Genomic DNA, 22879 nt, shown 5'->3' on the forward strand with positions numbered 1-22879 from the left:
TAGTTCTGGGGCAAAGCGGTGGCTACGGCAGGGCAAAAACTGACCTACCGGCAAATGTTTGCCCGGTTGTTTTAATTAATTATTTTATTGGGGTATGTTAATTTGAGGCTAATTTCTGCTTGAAACGATCATCGGTGAGGGATTTTAAAAACTCCACGATATCATCAATTTCGGCATTGGTAAGGTTAAGCGGCTTATCAAGCGCAAGATCACGATTAATACCATCTTTAACCACTAACGAGGGATTATTGTAATATTCAACCACTTCCTTGAGGGTCTTAAATTTACCGTTGTGCATATACGGAGCCGTTACAGCCACATTACGCAGTCCCGGAATTTTAAACTCCCCCTCTTCCGTTTTGCTTTTTGTGATAGCCGAGCGACCCGGATCATTCAGGTCTTTACCGTTATACAGGCCTATACTTTTAAACCTGTCGGCTGTAAAATCCTCTCCCGAATGGCAGTTATTACAAGCGGCCTTACCAATAAACAATAACCTGCCGCGCGCAGCAGATTCTGATATGGCGTGGTCATCGCCGTTTACATACCTGTCGTAAGGGCTGTTTGATGTTTCAAGCGTACGCTCAAATGAGGCTATGGCCTTCAACAGATTATCTTTGGTGGGTGCTGATTTAAATATTTTTTGAAAAGCATCGGCATAAAATTTATTGTCGTTTAATTTTTTTATGGCATCTTCTATCGGAAGCCCCATTTCTGCGGCCGATGTGATGGGGCCTAAAGCCTGCTCTTCCAACGATGAAGCCCGGCCATCCCAAAAAAGATGCGGCCTGCCCGAAAGGTTGGTCAACCCCGGCGAGTTACGCGCAGTGAGCTGACCTTTTATTCCCTTACTAAACACGGCAGTATCGGCAAAAGCAAATGCTGGTTTATGGCAAGAAGCGCAGCTGATGGTGTTATCACCCGATAATATGGGGTCAAAAAATAATTTTTCGCCCAGTTGCTCCCTGGTTTGTACATCGTCTTTGGAGCCTACAAAACTCATGAAGCCGATCAATACCATGATTGCTCCTAAAACCAGTAATATTTTTCCTTTTTTCATATTGTTCCACATCTAATTAGCTGCTTCGAAGTTCAGCCCATTGCCGGTGTATCCAATTCCACCGGCTCCGGAGCTGTTCCAACTTTACCTGAGCTTTTAAATGCTTTTATTAGTCATGGCTGTGGCCATCCAACCCAAAACGGGTCGGCTTTTATCATCAAAATAAGATTATCTGTGTCTTGCTTTACAGTTTGTTACTGCGCATTAGCGGTAAGGTTAACATTCAGATCAAAATCATCATAGATCACCTTATCGCCCAGGTTTTCAAAAAAGTTCTTCGACCTGAATTTGATATCATATTTGGTACGATCTACAGTTATTTTGGCGCTTGCGGTAAGTTTTTTGCCATTAACAGCAACGGTAGCCGGGAAGCTTACGTCATTAGTGATACCCTTGATGGTTAGTTTGCCTTTAACATCATATTGGTTACCGCTGGTTTTGGTAGCCGAATTAATCACCAGATTCGCTTTCGGAAATTTTTCAGTATTGAAAAAAGTCTCGCTTTTCAAGGTGCTAACTAACTTTTCATTTTGTGCCTGATCGGTTAGGTCAGCGTCAGTAATGGTATTCAGGTCGATATCGAAGCTACCGCCTTTAAGCGTGTTGTTTTCTATCGAGAAATTACCGTTACTGATCTTCACTTCGCCATTATGATCGCCGGTGGCTTTCTTGGCTGCCCAGGTAAGCTTGCTGCTTTCATTATCTACTTTGAACGATGCTATTTTAATTTTCCTTTTTGTATCGGCAGTTTTGATAATACCTGATTTCCCTTTGGTAAGTTTAACCGTTTTTATCGCAGGAGATGTGAACGAAGTAAGAGATATAAATGCTGTAAATAATACAGCGCCAGTAAATTTTGTCATGGTGGGTTATCGTTAATAAGTTGTTTTAATAAACCCGGCAAAGCTTTTACCCTTAGCCGGGTCAGGTGTCAGTTTATTGTTTATTTTCCTTTTAAGGTTTCGTTATTGCTTTCAACAACATTTGCATGGTTGGCCGGTGCGGGTTCGGCTATCAGTTCATCAAGCAGTTTATTAAACTTCTTTTCGTAATCCTGGTAATATTTACCGGTAACTGTACCCGTATACCCCGTATAGATCTCCCTTACGTCGCCTTTCCTGTCGATGATAATAGTAGTCGGGAATGCTATGAACTTATTCAAAGCGGGCAGTTTTTGCGATACTAACTTTTTATCGGCCAAGCCACCGAATAAAATATCATACTTGATATCGTACTTTTCCTTCAACTTGCCCAAAGTATACTGTGCATATTTTAAACTGTCTTTCTGCTCAAAGCCTATAGCTATCGCCTCAACCCCACGGTTATGGTTTTTATTAAACCATGGCGAAAGGAACACGGTTTGATCGGTACAGTTAGGGCACCAGGTACCCACAATCTCTATGATAGTAACCTTACCTTTATACTTGGCATCGCTTAATGAAACCGGGTTACCGTTCAGGTCAGGGAAAGTGAAATCCAATTTTTTGTAACCTTCTTTCAGGTAAGTTAATTTGTACGGATCAGGTAGTTCGGCTTTATCGTCTTTTACGGCATCAAACTTGGTGTTATCATAAATGCCTTGGCCTATCTCACCACTCAGCGTACCATCCGGATTGATCTTCCCCTTGTAAATTTTAGGGCTCGGACCGGTAAAGCCACTCAGCTCAAATTCATCGCCTTGTACAGTACCCTCCAGCTCGCGGCTGTCGCCGGTTACCTGCATAATTACACCAGTTAATTTATTACCAGTCTGTTTCAGGACAGCTATCTTGTTAGGTACCTGCTCTTTCGAGTAAACTTTCAGCTCCCATTTACCGGTTAAGTTGGCGGCTGGTGCAATATCCTTACCAGGCTCAACAAAACGGTAGCTTTTGCCGTATTCGGCGGTGAAGGGTAGTGAATTCCCTCTGAAACCCGGCACCAGGCTGCGGTATTCGCCACTTAAGGTTCCGTCATCTTCTACTTTGGCAACCAGTGCGGCATCATACGTATTCATTTTAATAAATACCGAATCTTTGCCTACCTGCTTAACATGAAAGTTATCGCGACGGGTACCATTGATGAGCGTGAAGGTAGCATGTTCCGCATCCTTACCTTTCAATTCAAAATTAAAAGGAACTTTTGTTTCGGCTACAGTAAACACGCCGCGCCATACACCTTCTTTGATAAATTTTACCGGCGGATTTTTATCGGCCGCAAACACTGTACTGCTCAACAGCAACCCTACTGTCAGGCATTTGAATGAAGTAATTAAATTGAGTGTTTTCATTTGATAAATTATAGATAGTTAATAGTTGTTTACTTACCTTGACGTGCCGGCTGATCAACAACGGCAGCAGTTTCTGGCGCCGGCTCCGCGATAAGCTCGTCTAAAAGCTTGTTGAATTTCTTTTCGTAATCTTCATGATATTTGCCGGTTACGGTGCCGGTGTAGCCTGTATAGATCTCCCTTACGTCACCTTTTCTGTCGATAATGATCGTAGTGGGGAAAGCGATAAACTTGTTCAATGCAGGTAGTTTTTGCGATACCAGCTTCTTATCGGCTAATCCACCAAAAGCGATATCGTAGTTAATAGCATATTTATCGCGCAGCTTGCCCAGCGTGTATTTAGCATATTCCAGGCTATCTTTTTGCTCGAAGCCTAAAGCAATGGCCTCTACCCCACGGTTATGATTTTTGTTAAACCATGGCGATAGGAACACGGTTTGATCTGTACAGTTGGGGCACCAGGTACCAATGATCTCCACGATCACCACCTTACCCTTATACTTGTTATCGCTCAACGATACCTGTTTACCATCAATCCCCGGAAACGAAAAGTCAAGCTTTTTATAACCCTCTTTCAGGAAAGTTAATTTATAAGGATCCGGCAATTCAACTTCGGCTTTTTTGGCGGCGTCAAACTTCAGGTTTTTATAGATCCCGAAACCCTGTTCACCGCTCAATGTACCATCAGCATTGATCTTACCTTTAATAATGAATGGGCTTGGGCCTGTGAAACCGCTCAACGCAAATTCATCGCCCTGTACAGTGCCTTCCAACTCGCGCGTATCACCTACTACGGTCATTACCACGCCGGTAAGCTTATTACCTTTTTGTTTCAACAGGGCGATGGATGCAGGAACGGCTTCTTTGCTGTAGGTTTTGATTTCCCATTTGCCGCTCAGGTCTGCCGTAGGGGCAACGTCTTTTCCCGGTTCAACAAAGCGGTAAGTTTTACCATATTCTGCTTTAAATGGCAGCGAATTCCCCCTGAAGCCCGGAACCAGGCTGCGATACTCGCCGGTTAAAGATCCGTCGTCTTCAACTTTGGCAACCAAGGCTGCATCATAGGTGTTCATTTTGATGTAAACCGAATCCTGGCCGATAGATTTTACATGAAAATCATCACGACGGGAGCCATTGATAAGCGTAAATACCGCATGTTCAGCATCTTTTCCTTTCAGCTCAAAATTGAAGGGTACTTTTGATTCGCTTACGGTAAATTCGCCACGCCATTTGCCTTCTTTAATAAATTTAGGCTTAGGATCGGCATGCGATACGCCCGCAGTACCGAGCAAAAGCGCGATGCTCAACACTTTTGCTTTAGTTAAGTAATTTGTTGTTTTCATGTTATCAGTTTTAGTTTATTGTTATTGATTTGATTAAAAATTAGACATAGCAATGCCACGTGACCCTGTGAGGCCCTAAAAAATGGAGCAATAAAATTTCAGGAACCGGTTGTTAAAACCAGAAAAGGCGCTGTGCAAAACAACAACATCGCCTTATGGCAATTGCCTGCTGCTGCGGATAGTCATGTTTAGTGTTCATGGTGTTTAGTTAATTTATATTTGCACAGCAACATCGCCCTGCAAAAAAGTTTGAGCACTTATTTCATTGCTGAAAAGTTGCTATAAGATCATCGAGACTTCCTCTCCCTTATTCTTTATAAATCAACTAATTAATGGTGGGGTTAATTAGAATGCTGTAAAGATAGTAATAAATATGATAAATACAATAAAATCTATAGATTTAGTAGAATATTTTTTATTTAGAATTGAATTTCATTAAAATCTTATATTGTAAACAATAAACATCCTGGTCTGTACAGCACACGCCTGTTTTACCACCATAGCAAAGCAACGCACTTAGTACAGCCAGGATGTTGATCTTATTTCAGGATCAATTTTCCGTGACACAAACTGCGCTAATTAACAATACTGGTAACAACAGAAAAGGGCGCCACCATTCTGTTTAAAGGCGTTAGTGATAATATTCGTTTTCGGTTTCATGGTATTAGTTTTTAAAGCGGTTTTTGTACCGCTTCAACATCCGTTTAACAGTTCAGTTGGTGGCTATTGATCTGTTAAACACTATTATTATGTGCTATTTATTTTACAGGGACGCTGAATTCTACATCCTCAGGAGGCAGGCATTGCTTGTCGCTGCACACCATATAATTTAGTGTGCCTTTAACCGAAGTTTGCCCGTTTTTAAGTTTTATTTTTTGCTGAAAAATTACCGATTGCTCAAAGTACTGCACATTCATACTGAACGCCTTTTCATACTTACTGACAGCCTTAGGTTCTGAAGTGTTTCCGCTCAATGTATAGTCATCGCTTTTATCAAACGTAAACGAAGTTTTTACCGGGCCGCCATCAGCAACACGCTGCGAATAGATATGCCAGCCTTTTTCAATATCGGCCTTTATAAAAACGATGGCTTGCTCTTTGTCAATCTTTTTTGCCGCGTACGACCATTTTACCGGAGCAAGTATCTGCGAGTAAGCCACAGTGCCAATAACAGAAGTTAAAGCGGTAAGTATGAATTTCTTCATTCGGTATAGTGATGATGTGGTTTATTCTCTTCTTTTTTGGGGTTCAGTAAACTTACCAGGAAAAGAGCTGTGGAGATATTTGTATAAACCTGTAGCATCTTATCTTTCTCCCCTTGCCGGGAGCAGGAATTAGCACCTTTTACAATATTACAATATAAGGTATTGTACAGGTTGCCAAGACTTCATGGGGCCTTTCCCTCCGTCTTTTCTGGATAAGTGTTAAAGAACTGATGATGCAAACATACAATAAAATCTATAATTCCTATAGATTTTATATAATTTATTTTATATCATTGCAAAGCAGGTGTTAAACATTGAAAGCACCACCAAATCAGCTTTAAACACTTATTTCATTTATTAAAAAATGCCCGATCAAAAACAAAAACAAACCGCTCTCGGCGACGTAGCCGCCAGACAGTTAGCAGTAGCCACCCGTACCGTTCCGCAGTTATCAACCATTACCCCTCGCTGGTTAACACATTTATTAAACTGGATCCCTGTTGAATCAGGCGTTTATCGTTTAAACAAAGTTGTTGATGCTAATAATGTAGAAGTTGATTGCTCTAACCGTGATGAGCGTGAGCTGCCATCTACCTATGTTGATTATGAAGAAAACCCGCGGGAGTATAACCTGAGCGCAGTAAATACAGTATTAGATGTGCATACCAGGGTATCTGATTTGTACAGTAAACCCTATAACCAGATCAGCGAGCAGTTACGCCTTACTATCGAGATTGTTAAAGAACGCCAGGAAAGCGAGCTGATCAACAATCCTGAATATGGCTTATTGAGCAGCGTAGCCTCATCGCAAAAGATAAAAACAAGGCTCGGCCCCCCTACTCCGGATGACTTTGACGAACTGATCACTAAAGTTTGGAAAGAACCCGGATTTTTCCTGCTGCATCCATTAGCGATAGCCGCTTTCGGCCGCGAATGTACCCGCCGTGGTGTGCCGCCGCCAACAGTATCCTTATTTGGGTCACAATTTATTACCTGGCGAGGGATCCCGCTTATCCCATCCGATAAACTACCTATAGTAAATAACAAATCAAAGATCATCCTTTTGCGTACAGGCGAAAGCCGCCAGGGCGTGGTAGGTCTGTTTCAGCCTGGTTTGCCGGGCGAACAGTCACCAGGATTATCGGTGCGCTTTATGGGCATTAACAATAAGGCCATTGCTTCATACCTGGTATCGCTTTACTGCTCATTAGCTGTTTTAGTTGATGATGCTATAGCTGTTTTGGAAGATGTTGATTTAGGTAACTATTATGAGTACAAATATTAATCCGGATAACCTGCCCAGTCTGCAGGAACTGGAACAACTGGCCAACCAGTTTTTTAAGGCCGGGCCGGGCGGCATTGTAAATCAATTGCCAGCTCAGCAAACGCCGGAAGTATTTCCATTGCCGGGCAGTATAGGTGATGCTGATTTATTGGGGCCGCAACACCAGGCCAACGTACCAGCTACGTCAATACCATCAAGTACTATTGGCGGTGGCGGTGTTTCGCCATCGGCTATTAATCAGAATAATGCCATTAACCTGAAGGATCCGCAAACCAGTTTCGCGGATCCTAATTTAAGCGCACATACTAATGCTTCGGAGCCTGTCCGGCATAGCCCGGTTAACACTTTTGGAGCGCAATTGCCCTCAAAACCCAGCTTTGGTTACGACTCATATTTGGTAAAAACAGATCTGATACCTAATGTGGCTTTAAAGCAAAATTTCGAGGTTGAGCAGCTTTCAACCGCTCCCCAAAATCTGCTCCACTTGCCTTATCAACAAGACCAGGGTTTTGAAGCGGACCTGAAGAAGATATTAAGCAATATTAGTACGTCAGGACCTTCAAAAGTGCTACCATTTAACGGTGCACCTTCCGCTACCGAAATCCCTTTTTATTTTTTATCGGATAGCCATGGATTACCGGCAGTAAAATCCGACGAGAAAAGGGTTAAGCAGGTTGGTATCAGTAGCATTATCAGTCCGCCGTTTGATGTAAACATTGTAAGGCGCGATTTTCCGATTTTACAAGAACAGGTGAACGGGAAACAATTGGTATGGCTTGACAATGCAGCCACTACCCAAAAGCCCCGGCAGGTGATTGAGCGCATTACCTATTTTTACGAGCACGAAAATTCAAATATCCACCGCGCCGCCCATGAACTGGCGGCAAGGGCAACGGATGCTTACGAGGGCGCACGCAAAAAAGTGCAAACCTTCCTGAACGCGGGATCAATTAACGAGATCATTTTTGTACGTGGCGCAACCGAAGCCATCAACCTTGTAGCCAAAACGTGGGGAGAGCAAAATTTGGTTGCAGGTGATGAAATTGTTGTTAGCCAGCTTGAACACCACGCTAATATAGTTCCGTGGCAGCAGCTGGCGGCTAAAAAGGGTGTAAAAATTAAAGTGATCCCCGTTGATGACGATGGCCAGATCATCCTTGACGAATATGTAAAAATACTTGGCCCTAAAACCAAACTGGTTTCATTTACACAGGTATCAAATGCCTTAGGTACGGTCACGCCAGCCGCTCAAATTGTTCATCTCGCACATCTGGCCGGGGCCAAAGTATTGGTTGACGGCGCACAGTCTGTATCGCACATGCCGGTTGATGTACAGGCTTTAAATGCCGATTGGTTTGTATTTTCGGGACATAAAGTGTTCGGCCCTACAGGTATAGGTGTGCTTTACGGCAAAGAAGAGCTGCTCAATCAAACCCAACCCTGGCAAGGCGGAGGTAACATGATCAAGGATGTTACTTTTGAATACACCCAATACCATGATGCACCCGGACGCTTCGAGGCCGGAACCGGTAACATTGCAGACGCGGTTGGTCTTGGTGCGGCTATTGACTATGTTACCCGGCTGGGCATGCCTGCTATCGCCCAGTATGAACATTACCTGCTTGAATATGCTACTCATCTGCTAAAAGAAGTAAAAGGGATCCGGTTGATTGGTACCGCAAAAGAAAAAGCCAGCGTATTATCATTTGTGCTTGTGGGCTACAAAACCGAAGAAGTTGGTCATGCTTTAAATGAACAAGGCATCGCCGTACGTTCAGGTCACCATTGCGCCCAGCCTATCTTAAGGCGCTTTGGTGTTGAAGCCACAGTGCGGCCCTCACTGGCATTCTATAATACTTGTGCCGAAATTGACCTGTTGGTAAATACTCTTCACAGTCTTAAAAGATAAACCACCAAAACCACCACAATGAAAGACGATAAGCTTGACAGTTTTATACAGTTGCTTTATGAAACTCATAAAGCCGAGTGGGAAGCTACTCCAAAGATCAGACAGTGCGTTGGCTGGCTGTCTGATCTGTTTGAGTTTCTATTCCCGAACAACCATGCCAACAAACTATCGATATACGGCGGGCACCTGAAAAAGAACCAGATAGATCTTGAAAACATATTACTTAGCTACCTCGATCCAAAGGATCTTGATATTGAGGCTGCCGTAGCTTCGTTTTACGATTCATTGAACGAAATTTACGACCGTCTGCGGAAGGATGCCTCCATGATCTATGAAAAAGACCCGGCAGCGACCAGTGTACATGAGGTTATTGTTTCATACCCTGGCTTTTACGCTATAGCTGTTTATCGCATAGCGCATCAGCTTACACGGCTAAACATCCCTATTTTACCCAGGATATTATCTGAGCACGCGCATGGCCAAACCGGTGTAGATATCCATCCCAAAGCAGAAATTGGAGTACCGTTCTGCATAGATCATGGCACAGGTATAGTAATTGGTGCAACAAGCATTATTGGAAAGTATGTTACGATTTATCAAGGTGTAACATTAGGGGCGGCACAAGTAAGCAAAGAATTATCCGAAACCAAAAGGCACCCAACAGTTGAGGATAACGTAGTGATTTATGCCCGCAGTACCATTTTAGGTGGACGTACTGTTCTCGGTCATCATAGCGTAATTGGAGGCAGTGTGTTTTTAACAAAAAGTGTTCAGCCCTTTTCCCATGTTTTCAATACCCATCAATTACGAATTGAGGTAAAGGAAAACCTACAATAAATTTTTTCAATATGGTTTCTAAACTTAGCTCATCAGAGATAATACACTTTTTGCTTATCCTGCTTATCATCCTGATACCTGCAAGGCTATTGGGTGAGCTATGCCGCAGGTACAAACTACCTGCCATCATTGGCGAGATTTTCGCCGGGATTATTGTAGGCCCTACCGTAGTTGGGGCCTTGGCTCCCGGTCTTTTTAATGGTGTGTTTCTATCAACGCCTCATGCCTTCCAGGCATTTGACGGCATTGCCAACATAGGTATTATTTTACTGATGTTCATTGCAGGCTTTGAGGTAGATCTGAAGCAGATCAGACAGAACGGAAAGCAGGCTATCAGTATCAGCCTTACCGGTATCTTATTCCCGTTTGCCATCGGCTTTGGCTCTGTTTGGTTTTTATATCAGAGTCATTTTGCCAATGGCTTTAATAACCAACTGGTAACTTCACTATTTTTTGGCACAGCGCTTTCTATCACCGCGCTATCGGTGATCACCAAAATATTGCTCGATCTGGACCTGCTCAACACGCGGATAGGCAATATTGTGCTTACATCGGCTATGGTGGATGATTTTCTGGGTTGGATCTTGTTTTCGGTAATCATTCAACTGATGAACGTAGGCAAAGGCGACGCTTCATTTTGGGCAGTGAGCATAGTTGTACTTTACGCGGTTTTCATGCTTACCGGCGGGCGTTGGCTTATTCATAAACTATTAGCCTTGGCCGGCAAAGGCGAGAAACCAGGGCGGGTGCTTACTATGTCTGTTTGCTTGTGCTTGATCAGCGCATGCGTTACCGAAGGGCTTGGTGTACGTGGCATCTTCGGCGCCTTTTTGGTAGGTATCGGCATTAATGATTCCCCATATTTTACCGAGAAACATAAGCACGTTTTACACCAGTTTACCATTAATGTATTGGCTCCATTATTTTTTGCTTCAGTTGGTTTAAGGCTAAACTTCATAGCCAATTTCGACATGGAAGTTGTAGTGATCATTCTGGTTATAGCCTGCCTGGCTAAATTAGTAGGTGCCGGAATTGGAAGTGCGATGAGCGGCATGAGTAAAAACGAATCGATAGCTGTAGCCTTTGGGATGAATGCCAGGGGTTCGCAGGAAATAGTTTTAGGATTGCTGGCTTTACAGGCCAAAATCATCAGCGGGCCAGTGTTTGAGGGCTTGGTAGTAATGACCGTAGCCACCATGATCATCTCGGGACCGATCATGAAACATTATTTTCTGAAAGAACAAAAAAAGCAGTCGGCTCAGGAGGCTTTAGCGCAACCCATACATGCTAAAACTATCCAGGATTTGTTGTGACTTCAAGAAGAATTAATTGCATGAATATACAGTACAATTGTCAAAGCAAAATGGGCGGCCTCCCTATAGAGGCAGCCCATCATCAATTACGGTATCGTTTACTACAATTAAACTATCAATAACTCGAAAAGAAACCTAAGGTTTTGCTATTTCCAGAACTATCCTTCCGTTTATTTCGCCTCGTTTCATTTCGTTAAAAACCTCGTTAATATTTTCGAGTTTTTCGGCCCTGACGGTAGCTTTAACTTTTCCTTCTATCGCAAAGGCTATAGCTTCCTGCATATCTATCCTGGTACCAACAATTGAACCGCGGATGGTATAACGATTAAGCACGGTGTTAAATATGGAAAGGTCAAAGTTACCAGGCGGCAGGCCGGTTAATGATATAGTCCCCTTACGTCGTAATGCAGTTAATGCCTGGTTAAAGGCAATGGGTGATACTGCAGTTACCAGTACCCCGTGCATGCCCCCGGTATGTTTTTTTATATAAGCACCAGGATCTTCTTCGAGCGCATTCACAACGATATCAGCCCCAAGTTCTTGTGCGAGCTGCAATTTATCATTAGCAACGTCAATTGCAGCCACATGTAACCCCATAGCCTTTGCATATTGTACGGCCATATGCCCCAAACCGCCGATCCCCGAAATCGCGATCCAGTCTCCCGGTTTGGTATCAGTTTCCTTTATACCTTTGTAAACGGTAACACCGGCACAAATTACAGGTGCAACTTCAAGAAAATTAATATTGGCAGGAAATCGTGCTACGTAACGGGCGTCAGCAACTACATATTCTGCATACCCACCATCAACGCTGTAGCCCCCGTTTTTCTGGCTTTCGCAAAGCGTTTCCCAACCGGTAAAACAATATTCGCAACAACCGCAGGCACTAAATAACCAGGGCACACCAACAATGTCACCCTCTTTCAAATTTTTGACATTTGCCCCCAGCGCGGCAACATAACCTATTGCCTCATGGCCGGGGATAAGCGGTAATTTGGGTTTTACCGGCCAGTCGCCTTCGCAGGCATGCAAATCTGTATGACATACACCGCAAGTAATCACTTTAACTAATATCTGATCATTTCCGGGTTCTTTTACAGGAACCTGTTCTATGGCCAGTGGTTGGCCAAAAGCATGCAGAACCGCTGCCTTCATTGTTTTTGGTATCATGATAAAAGGATTTGTTATCTCAAAAATATCATTTTAGTCGCTTATAAAATATAGCCTTTAGCACTATATAAAATGACATTAATCACCTGAAAAACGAACTAATGATCTGGCTACGGCCTGTATGAGGAATGCCAACACCATATGCACTTGTTGAGAAGTTAATGCAAGCTCAAAGTGTATTTTTTATATTTTGAACGTAACTGGCTAAAAATATCCCGGTTCTCTATTCTATAATCCAACTATTGTCAATATTCAGCGTATACAGGATACAATGAAATTTCACCTGGATTTAATATGAAAAAACTAATGCAGCCCGGGAATCCGCATTATGCGGTTTAAATAGACAAACACGGAGCTTTTATCCGTTTTCAAGTGCTGCCGAATTATCATTTATGAAATCTACATTCTTTACGCAAATCCTTCTCCTTTCCATATTTTGTTTTTTACTGTCATCATGCTTTCAGTCGCCTCAGGTTAATGCCAAAAAAGTTACGGTTTGCATTCAAAATATAAATGGGAAATACCTATTATACCGTAATGGCGAACCGTTTTTCGTAAAAGGGGCCTCGGGCTTTACAAACCTGAAACAGTTGGCAGCGGCGGGGGGCAATACCATCAGGGTTTGGGACACATTACACTTAGCCAGTGTCCTGGATTCGGCTCAAGCCAATCATTTAGCAGTAGTAGTGGGTTTGCCAATACCTTCAAGCGAAAGCCTTGAAAATTTTTATAATACCCCTAATGCTAATGTTTATGCAGATAAAATTGCCGGTTTAGTTGAGCGCTTCAAAGATCACCCTGCATTATTGAGCTGGTGCCTCGGTAACGAACTTGCATTTCCTAACAAGCCGAAATACAACAAGTTTTATGCAACGTTCAATGGTATCGTCGATATGATTCACCAAAAGGACCCTAATCATCCGGTGACGACGACAATCATGAGTTTTCAAAAGAAAAACATCGTTAACATCAAGCTGCGCACAAAAATCGACTTTATTTCATTCAACATTTTCGGCTCTATTCAAACATTGAAAGAAGATCTTGTAAAATTCAAGTGGTTTTGGAGCGGACCGTTCTTAATTACAGAATGGGGCATTGAAGGGCCCTGGCTTGCAGAAAACAGAAATGCATGGGGTGCCTATATCGAAAGCACAAGTACAAAAAAAGCAGAACAATACCTTACTAATTACCAAAAGTACATGCCGGTAAATGATCCGGGGTTTTTGGGCTCAATGGTATTTTATTGGGGACAAAAACAGGAGCTAACTCCTACCTGGTTCAGTATGTTTGACGAAAACGGCGCCGAAACCGGAGCCGTTCAGGTTATGCGTTACATCTGGACCGGCAAAAAAACAACAAACAGCGCCCCTTCACTTAAATATATGTTGTTAGATGGAAAGGGTGCCAGAGACAATATCTTGTTTCAACCTGCTATAACCGTTAACAGCAAAGTATATTTTGAAAACGCAGATACAACCGGCTTAACATTTAAATGGAAAATATTTCACGAGGACTGGTTTAAACCCAATGGTACTTTTAATGAAAAGAAGCCAAAGGAAATTCAGAATTTAATCGTCAATCAGCATGGATCCGATTTAAGCTTTAAGGTACCCGATAAAGAAGGGCCTTATCGCATATTGGTTTATGTATATAATCAAAAGGGAGCTTTCGCTACTTCCAGTACACCTTTTTATGTATTAAAAAATCCATGAAGAACAATTTAATTAAACCGCCCAGCAAGTTACAGCTGCTTTATTTGAGATTGATGATTCTCATCGGCGTGTTCTGCATGCTTTTTTTCACATACAGCCTGTTCAAAAAATCGGTTATCGGCTATCAGCCCCTTTACTGGCTGTTAATGTCGACCTTTATATATACGTTTTTCAAAATATTATATGAGTGGTATCATTACTGGTCAATAAGCGTTCCCACCACCCCACCATTAACAAAACAATATTCGGTAGATATATTTACTACCTTTTGCGCGGGTGAGCCATATGAAATGATTGTTGAAACGCTTACTGCTATTCAGGCTATACATTATCCGCATCAGGCATACCTGTGTGATGAGGCCGATGATCCGTATTTAAAATCAGTGTGCCAGAAACTTGGAGTTCACCATATTACCCGAACTAAAAAGATAAATGCAAAAGCCGGTAATATCAACAATGCATTGGCTCAATCGTCAGGCGAACTGTGTGTTGTCCTTGACCCGGATCACGTGCCTACACCCGATTTTCTCGATCCGATAGTTGCACATTTTGACAATCCTGAAATTGGGTATGTGCAAATTGTACAGGCTTACTACAACCAGGGCATCGGATGGATAGCGAAAGGCGCGGCACAACAAACCTACCAGTTTTATGGCCCAATGATGATGTGCATGAACAGCTATGGAACCGTTCAGGCCATAGGCGCCAATTGTACTTTCAGGCGAACGGCGTTGGAGTCGATTGGTGGCCACGCCGCCGGGCTGGCAGAAGATATGCATACTGCAATGCAACTGCACGCACGCAAGTGGAAATCCATTTATGTACCGGCAGTATTGACGAGAGGCCTTGTTCCGGCTACATTATCTGCCTATTATAAGCAGCAATTAAAATGGTCGAGGGGTGTTTTTGAGCTCCTGGTTACTTCTTATGTTCAGCTATTTACTAAATTCACCTGGCGGCAAAAGCTACACTACGGTCTTTTACCTTTGTTTTACTTATCGGGCTTTGTATTTCTTATTAATTTCCTGATTCCCGTTATATCCCTTTTTATGGATGTATTTCCATTAAGAATGGATTTTTCGGAGTTTTTGGTTATTAGCATCCCTTTTATAACCGCCGTTGTCCTTATCAGGCATTTTGTGCAACAGTGGGTAATGGAAGACAACGAGCGGGGATTTCACGTAGTTGGAGGATTATTACTTATTGGTACATGGTGGGTGTTCATTTTAGGTTTTATCTACACCCTTATTAGAAAGGATGTTCCTTATATTGCGACCCCCAAGGATATTAAGGATGAAAAAAACTTAAGGTACAATCTTCCTAATATCGTGGTATTGGCAGTTTCCATTGCCGCCATCGCTTACGGCCTTCATGACGACTGGAGTCCGTTTACGCTTTTCATGGCCGGTATAGTCAGTCTCAATTGCATGTTCATGATTTTTATGCTGATAGCAAGTTCGGAGCTAAAGTTCCAGGGATACGTAGGTAAGCACGCTACCCTATTTAGTATGGTTTCGCAAGTGCAGCATGTTAAAAAGCATTTTTGGTTGCTGCGAAGAAGAATATATGGCGGCGTAAGAAAATTGAGCCTTATTCTTACAGTGTTAGCAGTCTGTTTAAGCATATATGCCTCCCGGAATTCAGATGATGATTCGGGCAGCATGAGTAAAGGTCCTTCTCTCGTATCTTTTCATACTGCTCAAAAAGATCCTTTAACCGATACATTAACCAGCGCGGAAGATGAGGTAAAAGATCAGGAACAAATATTGGCAAACCCTTCATTTTTCACGTCCGTTAAAGGTGTGATCTACTCAAAAGGGAACTACTGGTACAAAAACATAACTCCGCTCACAAAAAAGATCATTATGGACGACTTTGATGAGATGCGCAAAGCAGGAGTAAATACTATCAAAATATATGGGCCTAATATCTACGACCGCTCTATTTTTGATGCTGCGGATAAAAAAAACTTAAAAATACACTACAGTTTTTGGATGCCGGATCCGACAAACTTTTTAAATGACACCAGCTATTTAAGGGATCAAACCGCTATTATTCTTAATATAATAAACAAGAACAAATCAAATCCTCAAATTAGTGCATGGAACCTGGGCAACAATAGTTACCAGCAACTGACTCAATATTATAAAGAGGCAGAATTGCAGCAAGCCCAAGAGCATTATATCAGTTTTTTAAAGCTCCTGGTAAAGGCAATCAAACAGGCAGACCCTACCAGGTCATTAACAATGGATCTACTGTCGTCCCCTTCACTTGGCACTACTATGAGTTTATTACATGAGCAGATGCCTCAAATTGATGCATTTGGATTGATCATTAATAACAAGCATGTATTAAAATTTGTAAAATCAGATCTTAAAGCTCCTTTTTTCTTTAGCAGTGCCGATCCCATGGCGCTTGCGGGCAAAGAACCTTCCGGCGGGGCTTTTTATGCCAACTGGCAGGATCAGCAAAGTGGCGTAGCTATTACACTTGATGGTTTAAAAGATATTTGGGGCCGAAATAAGCCATATCTGTATAATATAAGCAAACGCTGGAATGGCTCCGTAGCCAGCTACAACTTGCCTCATATTAAAATATTAAAACCGGCCTTAACAACAACTCCTGGCACCTCGTTGTCTTACAACGCCCTGATTTATGCATACAACAAATGGAATATAGCAGGCTATTTGAAAAACGACTTAAAATTTGAATGGTACCTGATCAAAACAGACAACTGGGGCAATGCCACCGATATGAAAAAATTGGGTGATGGACCAAGTATAAATGTTACAATTCCACAAAACGACGACAGGTACAGAATATATCTCGTTGCTGCCAAAGGCGATAACATGACTGATGACTATACCACTTTAAATACACCTCTTCAAAATTAATTGTTAAGTGAAAAAAACATCCTCTAAAGTTTATATAGCAGTTGGCCTGGGTATATTATTGGCAGGTATCTTGCTACTAAACATGCGCTTTTCTTTTAAGAGTTATTTGATGAATCGTTACTACCCCACCAATGAGCAGGTATTAGCTGTATTTGATCCAACCAACTTAAACAAGTCCCAACCTGTTAAAACTATTTCATGTTACAGAGGCGTATTAACAAACACGGCGTTATGGTCAAACTATGGAGATTTAGAAACAGCATTAACTAAGGGAGATGTATTGATCACTTTAGAAACCTGGCTTAAAGGCTCTGATTACACAAACAATGTTTTAACGGAAGTACTTAAAGGCCGATTTAATAAGCAGTTCAATAAATTGGCTGCCATAGTTGCAAAGAGCAGCCATCAAGTATTTATTCGCTGGAACCCCGATATGGAAGTACCTGCCGGCGTTTATCCTTGGCAATTTAAATCTCCTAATGACTATATTAGTTCATTCAACTATTTTTCAAGAAAGATAAAAACCTATGCTCCCAATGTACAAATCGTTTGGGGGCCGTCAGGATATCCCGGTGATACTGAATATTGGCCGGGAAATAAAACAGTTGATTATGCAAGCATAACACTTGGCAGCTGGTCTGAACTCACGACTCACTTTTATCCGCAAGACCAAACAACTGTTGCAATGTTAAAGCACAAGCTGCATCGCCTGAGGTTTATTGGCAAACCAGTATTGATCATGGGTAGTGATAAGGGCAAAACGGATTTACAGTACAGTTGGCTAAATGAACAAAAGAATTTAGTTACAACTTACAGCAATACTATTTATAGTAAAAGCAATTATACAGACAGCATTAAAGCAAAACCCAATCGAACTTCATTAAAGATCGGTGTGTTTGACCCTAACAAACGGCTGGTTAACCAACCTGAGATTAACGTAGAGCATATTTTTACCGATTGGGGCGAACTGGAACGGGGCGATTTTGAGAAAAAATTCACAGAGGCTATTAATCGCCACCACGAGGTAATTGTAACCATGGAGCCATGGCGGGATATAACCGGTAAACCTGACACCGCTGTTTTGGAGAGCATATTGAAAGGGCGCTATAACGAACAGATCAAAAAACTATTTGCCATAATTTCTGCAACCGATACCACCGTTTACCTGCGATGGATGCACGAAATGGAAATCCCGATACACCGTTACGCGTGGCAAAGTCAGGAACCTGTTACTTATATCAACGCCTTTAGATATTTTATGCAGTTTAATGGTGGGCCGGGTAAAAACGTTAAAAAAGTATGGGGCCCTGCCGGTGATCGCGGCTCTGCTGATTTTTGGCCAGGCAGCGATGTTGTGGATTTTATAAGTATAGCCATTTATGGTTTGCCGGACAAAAACATTACCGACCCGGAGAAACAGGAAGCCCTTAGTACCATATTCAACAGAAAATATTTCAGGATGAGATTTCTTGATAAACCACTATTTATAACTGAATTTGGTGTAAAAGGGCCAGAAAACTTTCAGGACAAATGGCTTATTGATGCAGCAAAAACAATAAATGCCAATCCGCACGTATTTGGCGTTTGCTATTTTAACCTATATGACAATCCCAAAGCCTGGGGCAATATTAAAGCTCCGGATTGGAGTATCAGCAAACAATCTATGATTAAATTTTGCAAGCTTCTTAAAAGGTAGACCGGGAAGGTTCGGGTTTTATAGCTTATACTCTCTTTTCTACGAGGAAATTTTCAATTATCAAAACATCCATATCGGTTTGAAGAAAACAGTCAATGGCCTCTTGTGGCGTGTTCACAATAGGTTCATCCATCCTGTTAAATGAAGTATTAATTACGCACGGACAACCAGTTAAATCGTAAAAAGCTTTGATAAGCTTATAAAAATCGGGATGACGATCTGCGTTGACGGTTTGTACCCTGGCAGTATAATCAACATGCGTTACCGCCGGAATTATTGATCTTTTAATCTTTAACTGATCAAATGCGCTTAGCTGGTCTTCGCTGGTTGAAGCAATGCGTAATTCCTGGTTGATTGCGCTAACCAATAGCATATAAGGGCTTTGGGTTTCCAAACCAAAGTAGGCAGCGGCGTGTTCTTCTAATACCGCAGGCGCAAATGGCCGGAATGATTCCCGGAACTTGATCTTTTGATTTAAAACGGTTTGCATATCAGCTCTCCGTGGATCTGCCAGTATGCTTCTTGCGCCTAATGCCCGCGGGCCGAATTCGGCCCGACCCTTAAAATAACCTACTACTTTACCTTCACTAAGGTGCTGCGCGATTTTACCATGCAGATCGGAGGTTTCTAATTCGTTAAACCGAAAGTGGTTATCAATTAAACATTTACTTATAGCAGCGGAGCTAAATGAGGGCCCAAGCAAAGCGTTCTGCATTTTGTCTTCACCTTGAGTATCTTCACGCCCATTACCTAAATGTTCATAATATACGGCATAAGCTGCTCCTAAAGCTCCGCCCGCATCACCCGCAGCCGGTTGGATCCACAAGCGCTTAAAGCCCGATTGCTTTAATATTTTACCGTTAACTACGCAGTTGAGCGCTACGCCGCCAGCCATACAAAGGTCATCAATCTGGTATTCCTGGTGTAATGCTTTAGTTAAGGTAAGCATAATCCGTTCGGCTGCTGTTTGTATGGATGCGGCCACATCCATATGAAAGGGGGTAATAGTTGATTGGGGCTTACGGGCTGCATGGCTAAATAATTCATTAAAACATGTAGAGGTCATGGTGAGCCCCTGGCAATAATTAAAATACCGCATATCCAACCGGAATGAATCATCGGTTTTTAAGTCCACAATATGCTTAAATATCAGATCCACATAAACAGGTTTGCCATAAGGCGCCAGGCCCATCACTTTATATTCATCGCAATTAACCTTAAAACCAAGATAATAGGTAAATGCCGAATACAACAGACCTATGGAATGCGGGAAACTGATCTCCTTAAGCTGTTCTATTTTATTACCCTCACCAATAGCTACAGATGTAGTTGTCCACTCCCCTACACCATCGGCAGTAAGGATAACTGCTTTATTAAATGGCGATGGATAAAATGCTGAAGCAGCATGCGATTGGTGATGCGAAGAGAACAGCAAGCTGGCTTTTTTTGTATCCCAATTACCGTCAATTATTTTCAGCTGTTTAATGATATTCCCTTTCAGAAATAGCTTATCCTTAAGCCATACAGGCATCGCCTTCATAAACGAAATAAAACCCGACGGAGCGAAAGCCAAATAGGTTTCCAAAAGCCGTTCAAATTTCAGGAATGGTTTTTCGTAAAAAACGATGTGATCAACCTCATTCAAAGAGATTCTGGCTTCCAACAAACAGTATTTTACAGCATTAACCGGGAAGCCTTCGTCATTTTTTTTGCGGGTGAAACGCTCCTCCTGCGCTGCAGCAACAATATGTTCATCCCGGAGTAAACAGGCCGCGCTGTCATGAAAATAAGCCGAAACCCCCAAAATATACATCGACCTAAAACAAGGAATAAATAAAAGGCGCGAGCACGGAGCCCTGTGCCAAAACAAGCAACAGGCTTAACAAAAAAAGCAGGATAAACAGCGGCCATAACCACAAACGCTTTCTCGATTTCAGGAACATAAAAAATTCGGCTATAACTTCCATTGCTGTATGATTAAAATTGATGTTTCATAGATTGATGATCTTCCGACTTTACCGGTTTCCAGTAGCTGAGAGCCTGCGGATCGAACCTCAACTCGAGTTTGCTTTTTTTGAACAAGCGCATCATCAGGCCAATTGACGTGATCACCAGGAAATACAAAACAAACAAAATGATAGTGGTATTGATCGATCCCAAAAAGTTGCCAATGATGTCCCAAAGCAATCGTAAGGGATTTAAAAGCAGCGGAATAATTAGCGCTAAAAATACAAGCAAAATTCCTATTGCAGATAACCAGATTATCAAGTGATGATGGGTTATATATCGCCATATCGATATCAATAAACATACGCCGCCTACAACGAGGCCGAATTTCCGGTTTACTTCCTTGCTATTCATTGTTGTTTATATTTTACAGCAGCTTCATCCGCGCCAACGGCATGGTAGTCGGCTGCTATTTGCATGTAGGCTTTTTTGTCGGTTGTGTTTTTTAGCCTGATGATCTCTCCTACTATAGCTTTTAAATTCACAAGTTCGATATCCGAGGGATGCTGCCTTATGGCCGAATCGATATACGGTGTGGCCTTAGCGGGCTGGTCGCTTTTCAAAAACACCAGGTACATGGTTTGCGTGTTGGCAAAGGAAGGGTCAAGCTGATAGGCTTTTTTAAAGTAAAAAGCAGCACCGTCGCTGTCGCCCAGCTCAAAACTTAACCTTCCCGCGTAAATGGGATAGGTTGCATTTTGAGGTTTCTCCAGCATTACGGCTTCAACAGCTTTCAGCGCCTTTTTTTTATCACCGGTTTTCATACTGTATTTAAATAACTGATCCATAGCATCCAACCAACTGATACGGTTTACGGATAAAGCTCCGGCCAGTTGTGCGGAGATATCATCTCCTCTTTTAAAGCCTGCACGGATTGGCTCATTGAAAGGCCAGCCGGCCTTCAGCATCATGATGGTATAAGCACCATATAATGAATCAACGCTGGTAATCGGCATCCGGCTAAGTAACTCTGTTAAACTCATTTCATGATCGGCCTGGGCTTTAATGAGTTTAGCATTTTCCAATGACTGATAAAAGGCGTCCGAAAGCAACGCATAGCCATATAAATTGGGATGCACATGCTCAAGCAGGGTTTCGTTGCCCAGGATACCATTTGGCGAATGTTGTTCAAAAACGGCCCGGGCATTTACCAAATGAATATTACTGAACTGTTTGGCAAGACCGATAATGATACCATTCATAGCCTCCGGCGCGCGAAAGCGCAAGAGATCCAATTCTTTAGCCCTGATAAATTCCTGTTTAGCCTGTTGGCATTTAGCCGCCTGGTAAGAATCATTGGCCTGTGCATATAGCATATTGGCCGATGTATCAGAAGTATCGCTGATAAAGGGCTTCAGATCTTTTTCATTACTAACCAATGTGCTTAAAAAAACAGGGATTTTTTTGTCCTGCATAAACCGGCAAAGTTCCGTCATATTATCCTTAAACTGTGTTACTCCCGCCCTATATGCTTCAGAGTGATAAGAGATAGACTGCTGTTTAGCCATTCGTTCCATCAGGTTATCACGCTGGTCGGGCTTGGATGATACCGGTTTAAAACTGTCTATGATATTGTTGGCCAGCTGCACCAACCTCAAGTCCTTAAGCGATAGTACAGTTTGCACTAAAAACCTGTTATTGGCGATATGACTGGTTGAACCGATCCCCAAGGCACCGTAATATTCATTGTGACCGGTATAAACTAATACAGCATTGGGCTGATAATTAACTACCTGCTTGCCAAAATCCAACACAGTATAAGAGTTTACCGCGGTTAAGGATACGTTGATCACCTCGAAATTAACATCTGGGTACGTATGCATTAAGCGGTATTGCAGCCAACGGTGAAATGAGCCGTTATGCAGGTACGGATAGCCAGCCGTCGTGGATTCGCCAAGCACAAAAATCCTGAATGTGTTTTTTGCTTTTACAACCTTGAAGGGTTCAATGTTGCCTTTGGTAGCGTTGGCGGTGTCGGTGAAATACTTTTCAGACGCGTATTTGTTAATCACCCAATAGCTATTATCGTCGGGGTATCTGATAAATAAACTGGTATCGTGTCCGTAATTAAAAAGCCTCAGCAATACTTCGGCAAGTAATAAAATCAGTACAGGGATGCTTAAAGCTATTACTCTGAACCACCTTAATTTTTTCCGTGACAATTGCTGAGGCTTCATGT

General features: G+C 42.3%; 17 protein-coding genes and 2 riboswitches. Of the genes, 7 read left to right on the forward strand and 10 right to left on the reverse strand.

Going from position 1 to position 22879, the window contains the following annotated elements:
• Positions 1-97: 97 nt before the first annotated feature.
• The 5 genes from DEO27_RS11695 to DEO27_RS11715 all read right to left on the reverse strand — a co-directional run bounded on the left by DEO27_RS11695 (position 98) and on the right by DEO27_RS11715 (position 5877).
• Positions 98-1060, reverse strand: a complete 963-nt coding sequence (locus DEO27_RS11695; RefSeq protein ID WP_223818225.1) for a cytochrome-c peroxidase — start codon at positions 1058-1060, stop codon at positions 98-100.
• 194 nt (positions 1061-1254) lie between these two features.
• Complete coding sequence (locus DEO27_RS11700; protein ID WP_112566067.1) at positions 1255-1923, reverse strand: YceI family protein; 669 nt, start codon at positions 1921-1923, stop codon at positions 1255-1257.
• Between the two features lie 80 nt (positions 1924-2003).
• Entirely contained in the window at positions 2004-3329 is a 1326-nt protein-coding gene (locus DEO27_RS11705; RefSeq protein ID WP_112566064.1) for a peroxiredoxin family protein, read from the reverse strand.
• Between the two features lie 29 nt (positions 3330-3358).
• Positions 3359-4672: a peroxiredoxin family protein gene (locus DEO27_RS11710; protein ID WP_112566061.1), complete on the reverse strand. Its 1314-nt coding sequence runs from the start codon at positions 4670-4672 to the stop codon at positions 3359-3361.
• Between the two features lie 210 nt (positions 4673-4882).
• A riboswitch (SAM riboswitch) is annotated at positions 4883-4995 on the reverse strand.
• A gap of 435 nt (positions 4996-5430) precedes the next feature.
• Positions 5431-5877, reverse strand: a complete 447-nt coding sequence (locus tag DEO27_RS11715) for a protein-disulfide reductase DsbD domain-containing protein (protein WP_112566059.1) — start codon at positions 5875-5877, stop codon at positions 5431-5433.
• Between the two features lie 96 nt (positions 5878-5973).
• A riboswitch (SAM riboswitch) is annotated at positions 5974-6096 on the reverse strand.
• 145 nt (positions 6097-6241) lie between these two features.
• Between DEO27_RS11715 and DEO27_RS11720 the strand changes: the two genes are divergently transcribed.
• The 4 genes from DEO27_RS11720 to DEO27_RS11735 are packed head-to-tail and all read left to right on the forward strand — an operon-like array spanning position 6242 to position 11221.
• A complete protein-coding gene (locus tag DEO27_RS11720; RefSeq protein WP_112566056.1) occupies positions 6242-7162 on the forward strand; it encodes a family 2A encapsulin nanocompartment shell protein in 921 nt (306 codons plus the stop codon).
• Positions 7146-9071 carry a family 2A encapsulin nanocompartment cargo protein cysteine desulfurase gene (locus DEO27_RS11725; RefSeq protein WP_112566053.1) on the forward strand — a complete coding sequence of 642 codons (1926 nt, stop codon included), beginning with the start codon at positions 7146-7148 and terminating at the stop codon, positions 9069-9071. Before DEO27_RS11720 ends, DEO27_RS11725 begins: the two co-directional genes overlap by 17 nt.
• Positions 9072-9089: 18 nt before the next feature.
• Positions 9090-9908: a serine O-acetyltransferase gene (locus tag DEO27_RS11730; RefSeq protein ID WP_112566050.1), complete on the forward strand. Its 819-nt coding sequence runs from the start codon at positions 9090-9092 to the stop codon at positions 9906-9908.
• A gap of 11 nt (positions 9909-9919) precedes the next feature.
• Entirely contained in the window at positions 9920-11221 is a 1302-nt protein-coding gene (locus tag DEO27_RS11735) for a cation:proton antiporter (RefSeq protein ID WP_112566047.1), read from the forward strand.
• 135 nt (positions 11222-11356) lie between these two features.
• Here the strand turns inward: DEO27_RS11735 and adhP are convergent, their stop codons facing one another.
• Complete coding sequence (gene adhP / locus DEO27_RS11740) at positions 11357-12391, reverse strand: alcohol dehydrogenase AdhP (RefSeq protein WP_112566044.1); 1035 nt, start codon at positions 12389-12391, stop codon at positions 11357-11359.
• Between the two features lie 392 nt (positions 12392-12783).
• On the opposite strand from adhP, the gene DEO27_RS11745 reads away from it, so the two are divergent.
• The 3 genes from DEO27_RS11745 to DEO27_RS11755 all read left to right on the forward strand — a co-directional run bounded on the left by DEO27_RS11745 (position 12784) and on the right by DEO27_RS11755 (position 18693).
• Positions 12784-14103, forward strand: a complete 1320-nt coding sequence (locus DEO27_RS11745; protein ID WP_112566041.1) for a glycoside hydrolase family 2 TIM barrel-domain containing protein — start codon at positions 12784-12786, stop codon at positions 14101-14103.
• 146 nt (positions 14104-14249) lie between these two features.
• A complete protein-coding gene (locus tag DEO27_RS11750; RefSeq protein WP_223818226.1) occupies positions 14250-16997 on the forward strand; it encodes a glycosyltransferase family 2 protein in 2748 nt (915 codons plus the stop codon).
• Positions 16998-17004: 7 nt separating this feature from the next.
• Positions 17005-18693: a hypothetical protein gene (locus DEO27_RS11755; RefSeq protein ID WP_112566036.1), complete on the forward strand. Its 1689-nt coding sequence runs from the start codon at positions 17005-17007 to the stop codon at positions 18691-18693.
• A 25-nt stretch (positions 18694-18718) separates the two neighbouring features.
• Here DEO27_RS11755 and DEO27_RS11760 read toward each other — a convergent pair whose 3' ends face one another.
• Genes DEO27_RS11760 through DEO27_RS11770 form a run of 4 tightly spaced genes read right to left on the reverse strand, consistent with a single transcriptional unit; the run spans position 18719 to position 22877 of the window.
• Positions 18719-20506, reverse strand: coding sequence for a carbamoyltransferase (locus DEO27_RS11760; RefSeq protein ID WP_112566033.1), 1788 nt, complete (start codon positions 20504-20506; stop codon positions 18719-18721).
• A 4-nt stretch (positions 20507-20510) separates the two neighbouring features.
• Entirely contained in the window at positions 20511-20660 is a 150-nt protein-coding gene (locus tag DEO27_RS31725) for a DUF5989 family protein (protein ID WP_223818227.1), read from the reverse strand.
• 10 nt (positions 20661-20670) lie between these two features.
• Positions 20671-21054, reverse strand: a complete 384-nt coding sequence (locus DEO27_RS11765) for an SxtJ family membrane protein (RefSeq protein WP_112566030.1) — start codon at positions 21052-21054, stop codon at positions 20671-20673.
• Positions 21051-22877: a hypothetical protein gene (locus tag DEO27_RS11770; protein ID WP_146749947.1), complete on the reverse strand. Its 1827-nt coding sequence runs from the start codon at positions 22875-22877 to the stop codon at positions 21051-21053. Before DEO27_RS11770 ends, DEO27_RS11765 begins: the two co-directional genes overlap by 4 nt.
• Between the last annotated feature and the right edge of the window lie 2 nt (positions 22878-22879).

It is taken from the genome of Mucilaginibacter rubeus (assembly GCF_003286415.2).
Taxonomy (GTDB): domain Bacteria; phylum Bacteroidota; class Bacteroidia; order Sphingobacteriales; family Sphingobacteriaceae; genus Mucilaginibacter; species Mucilaginibacter rubeus_A.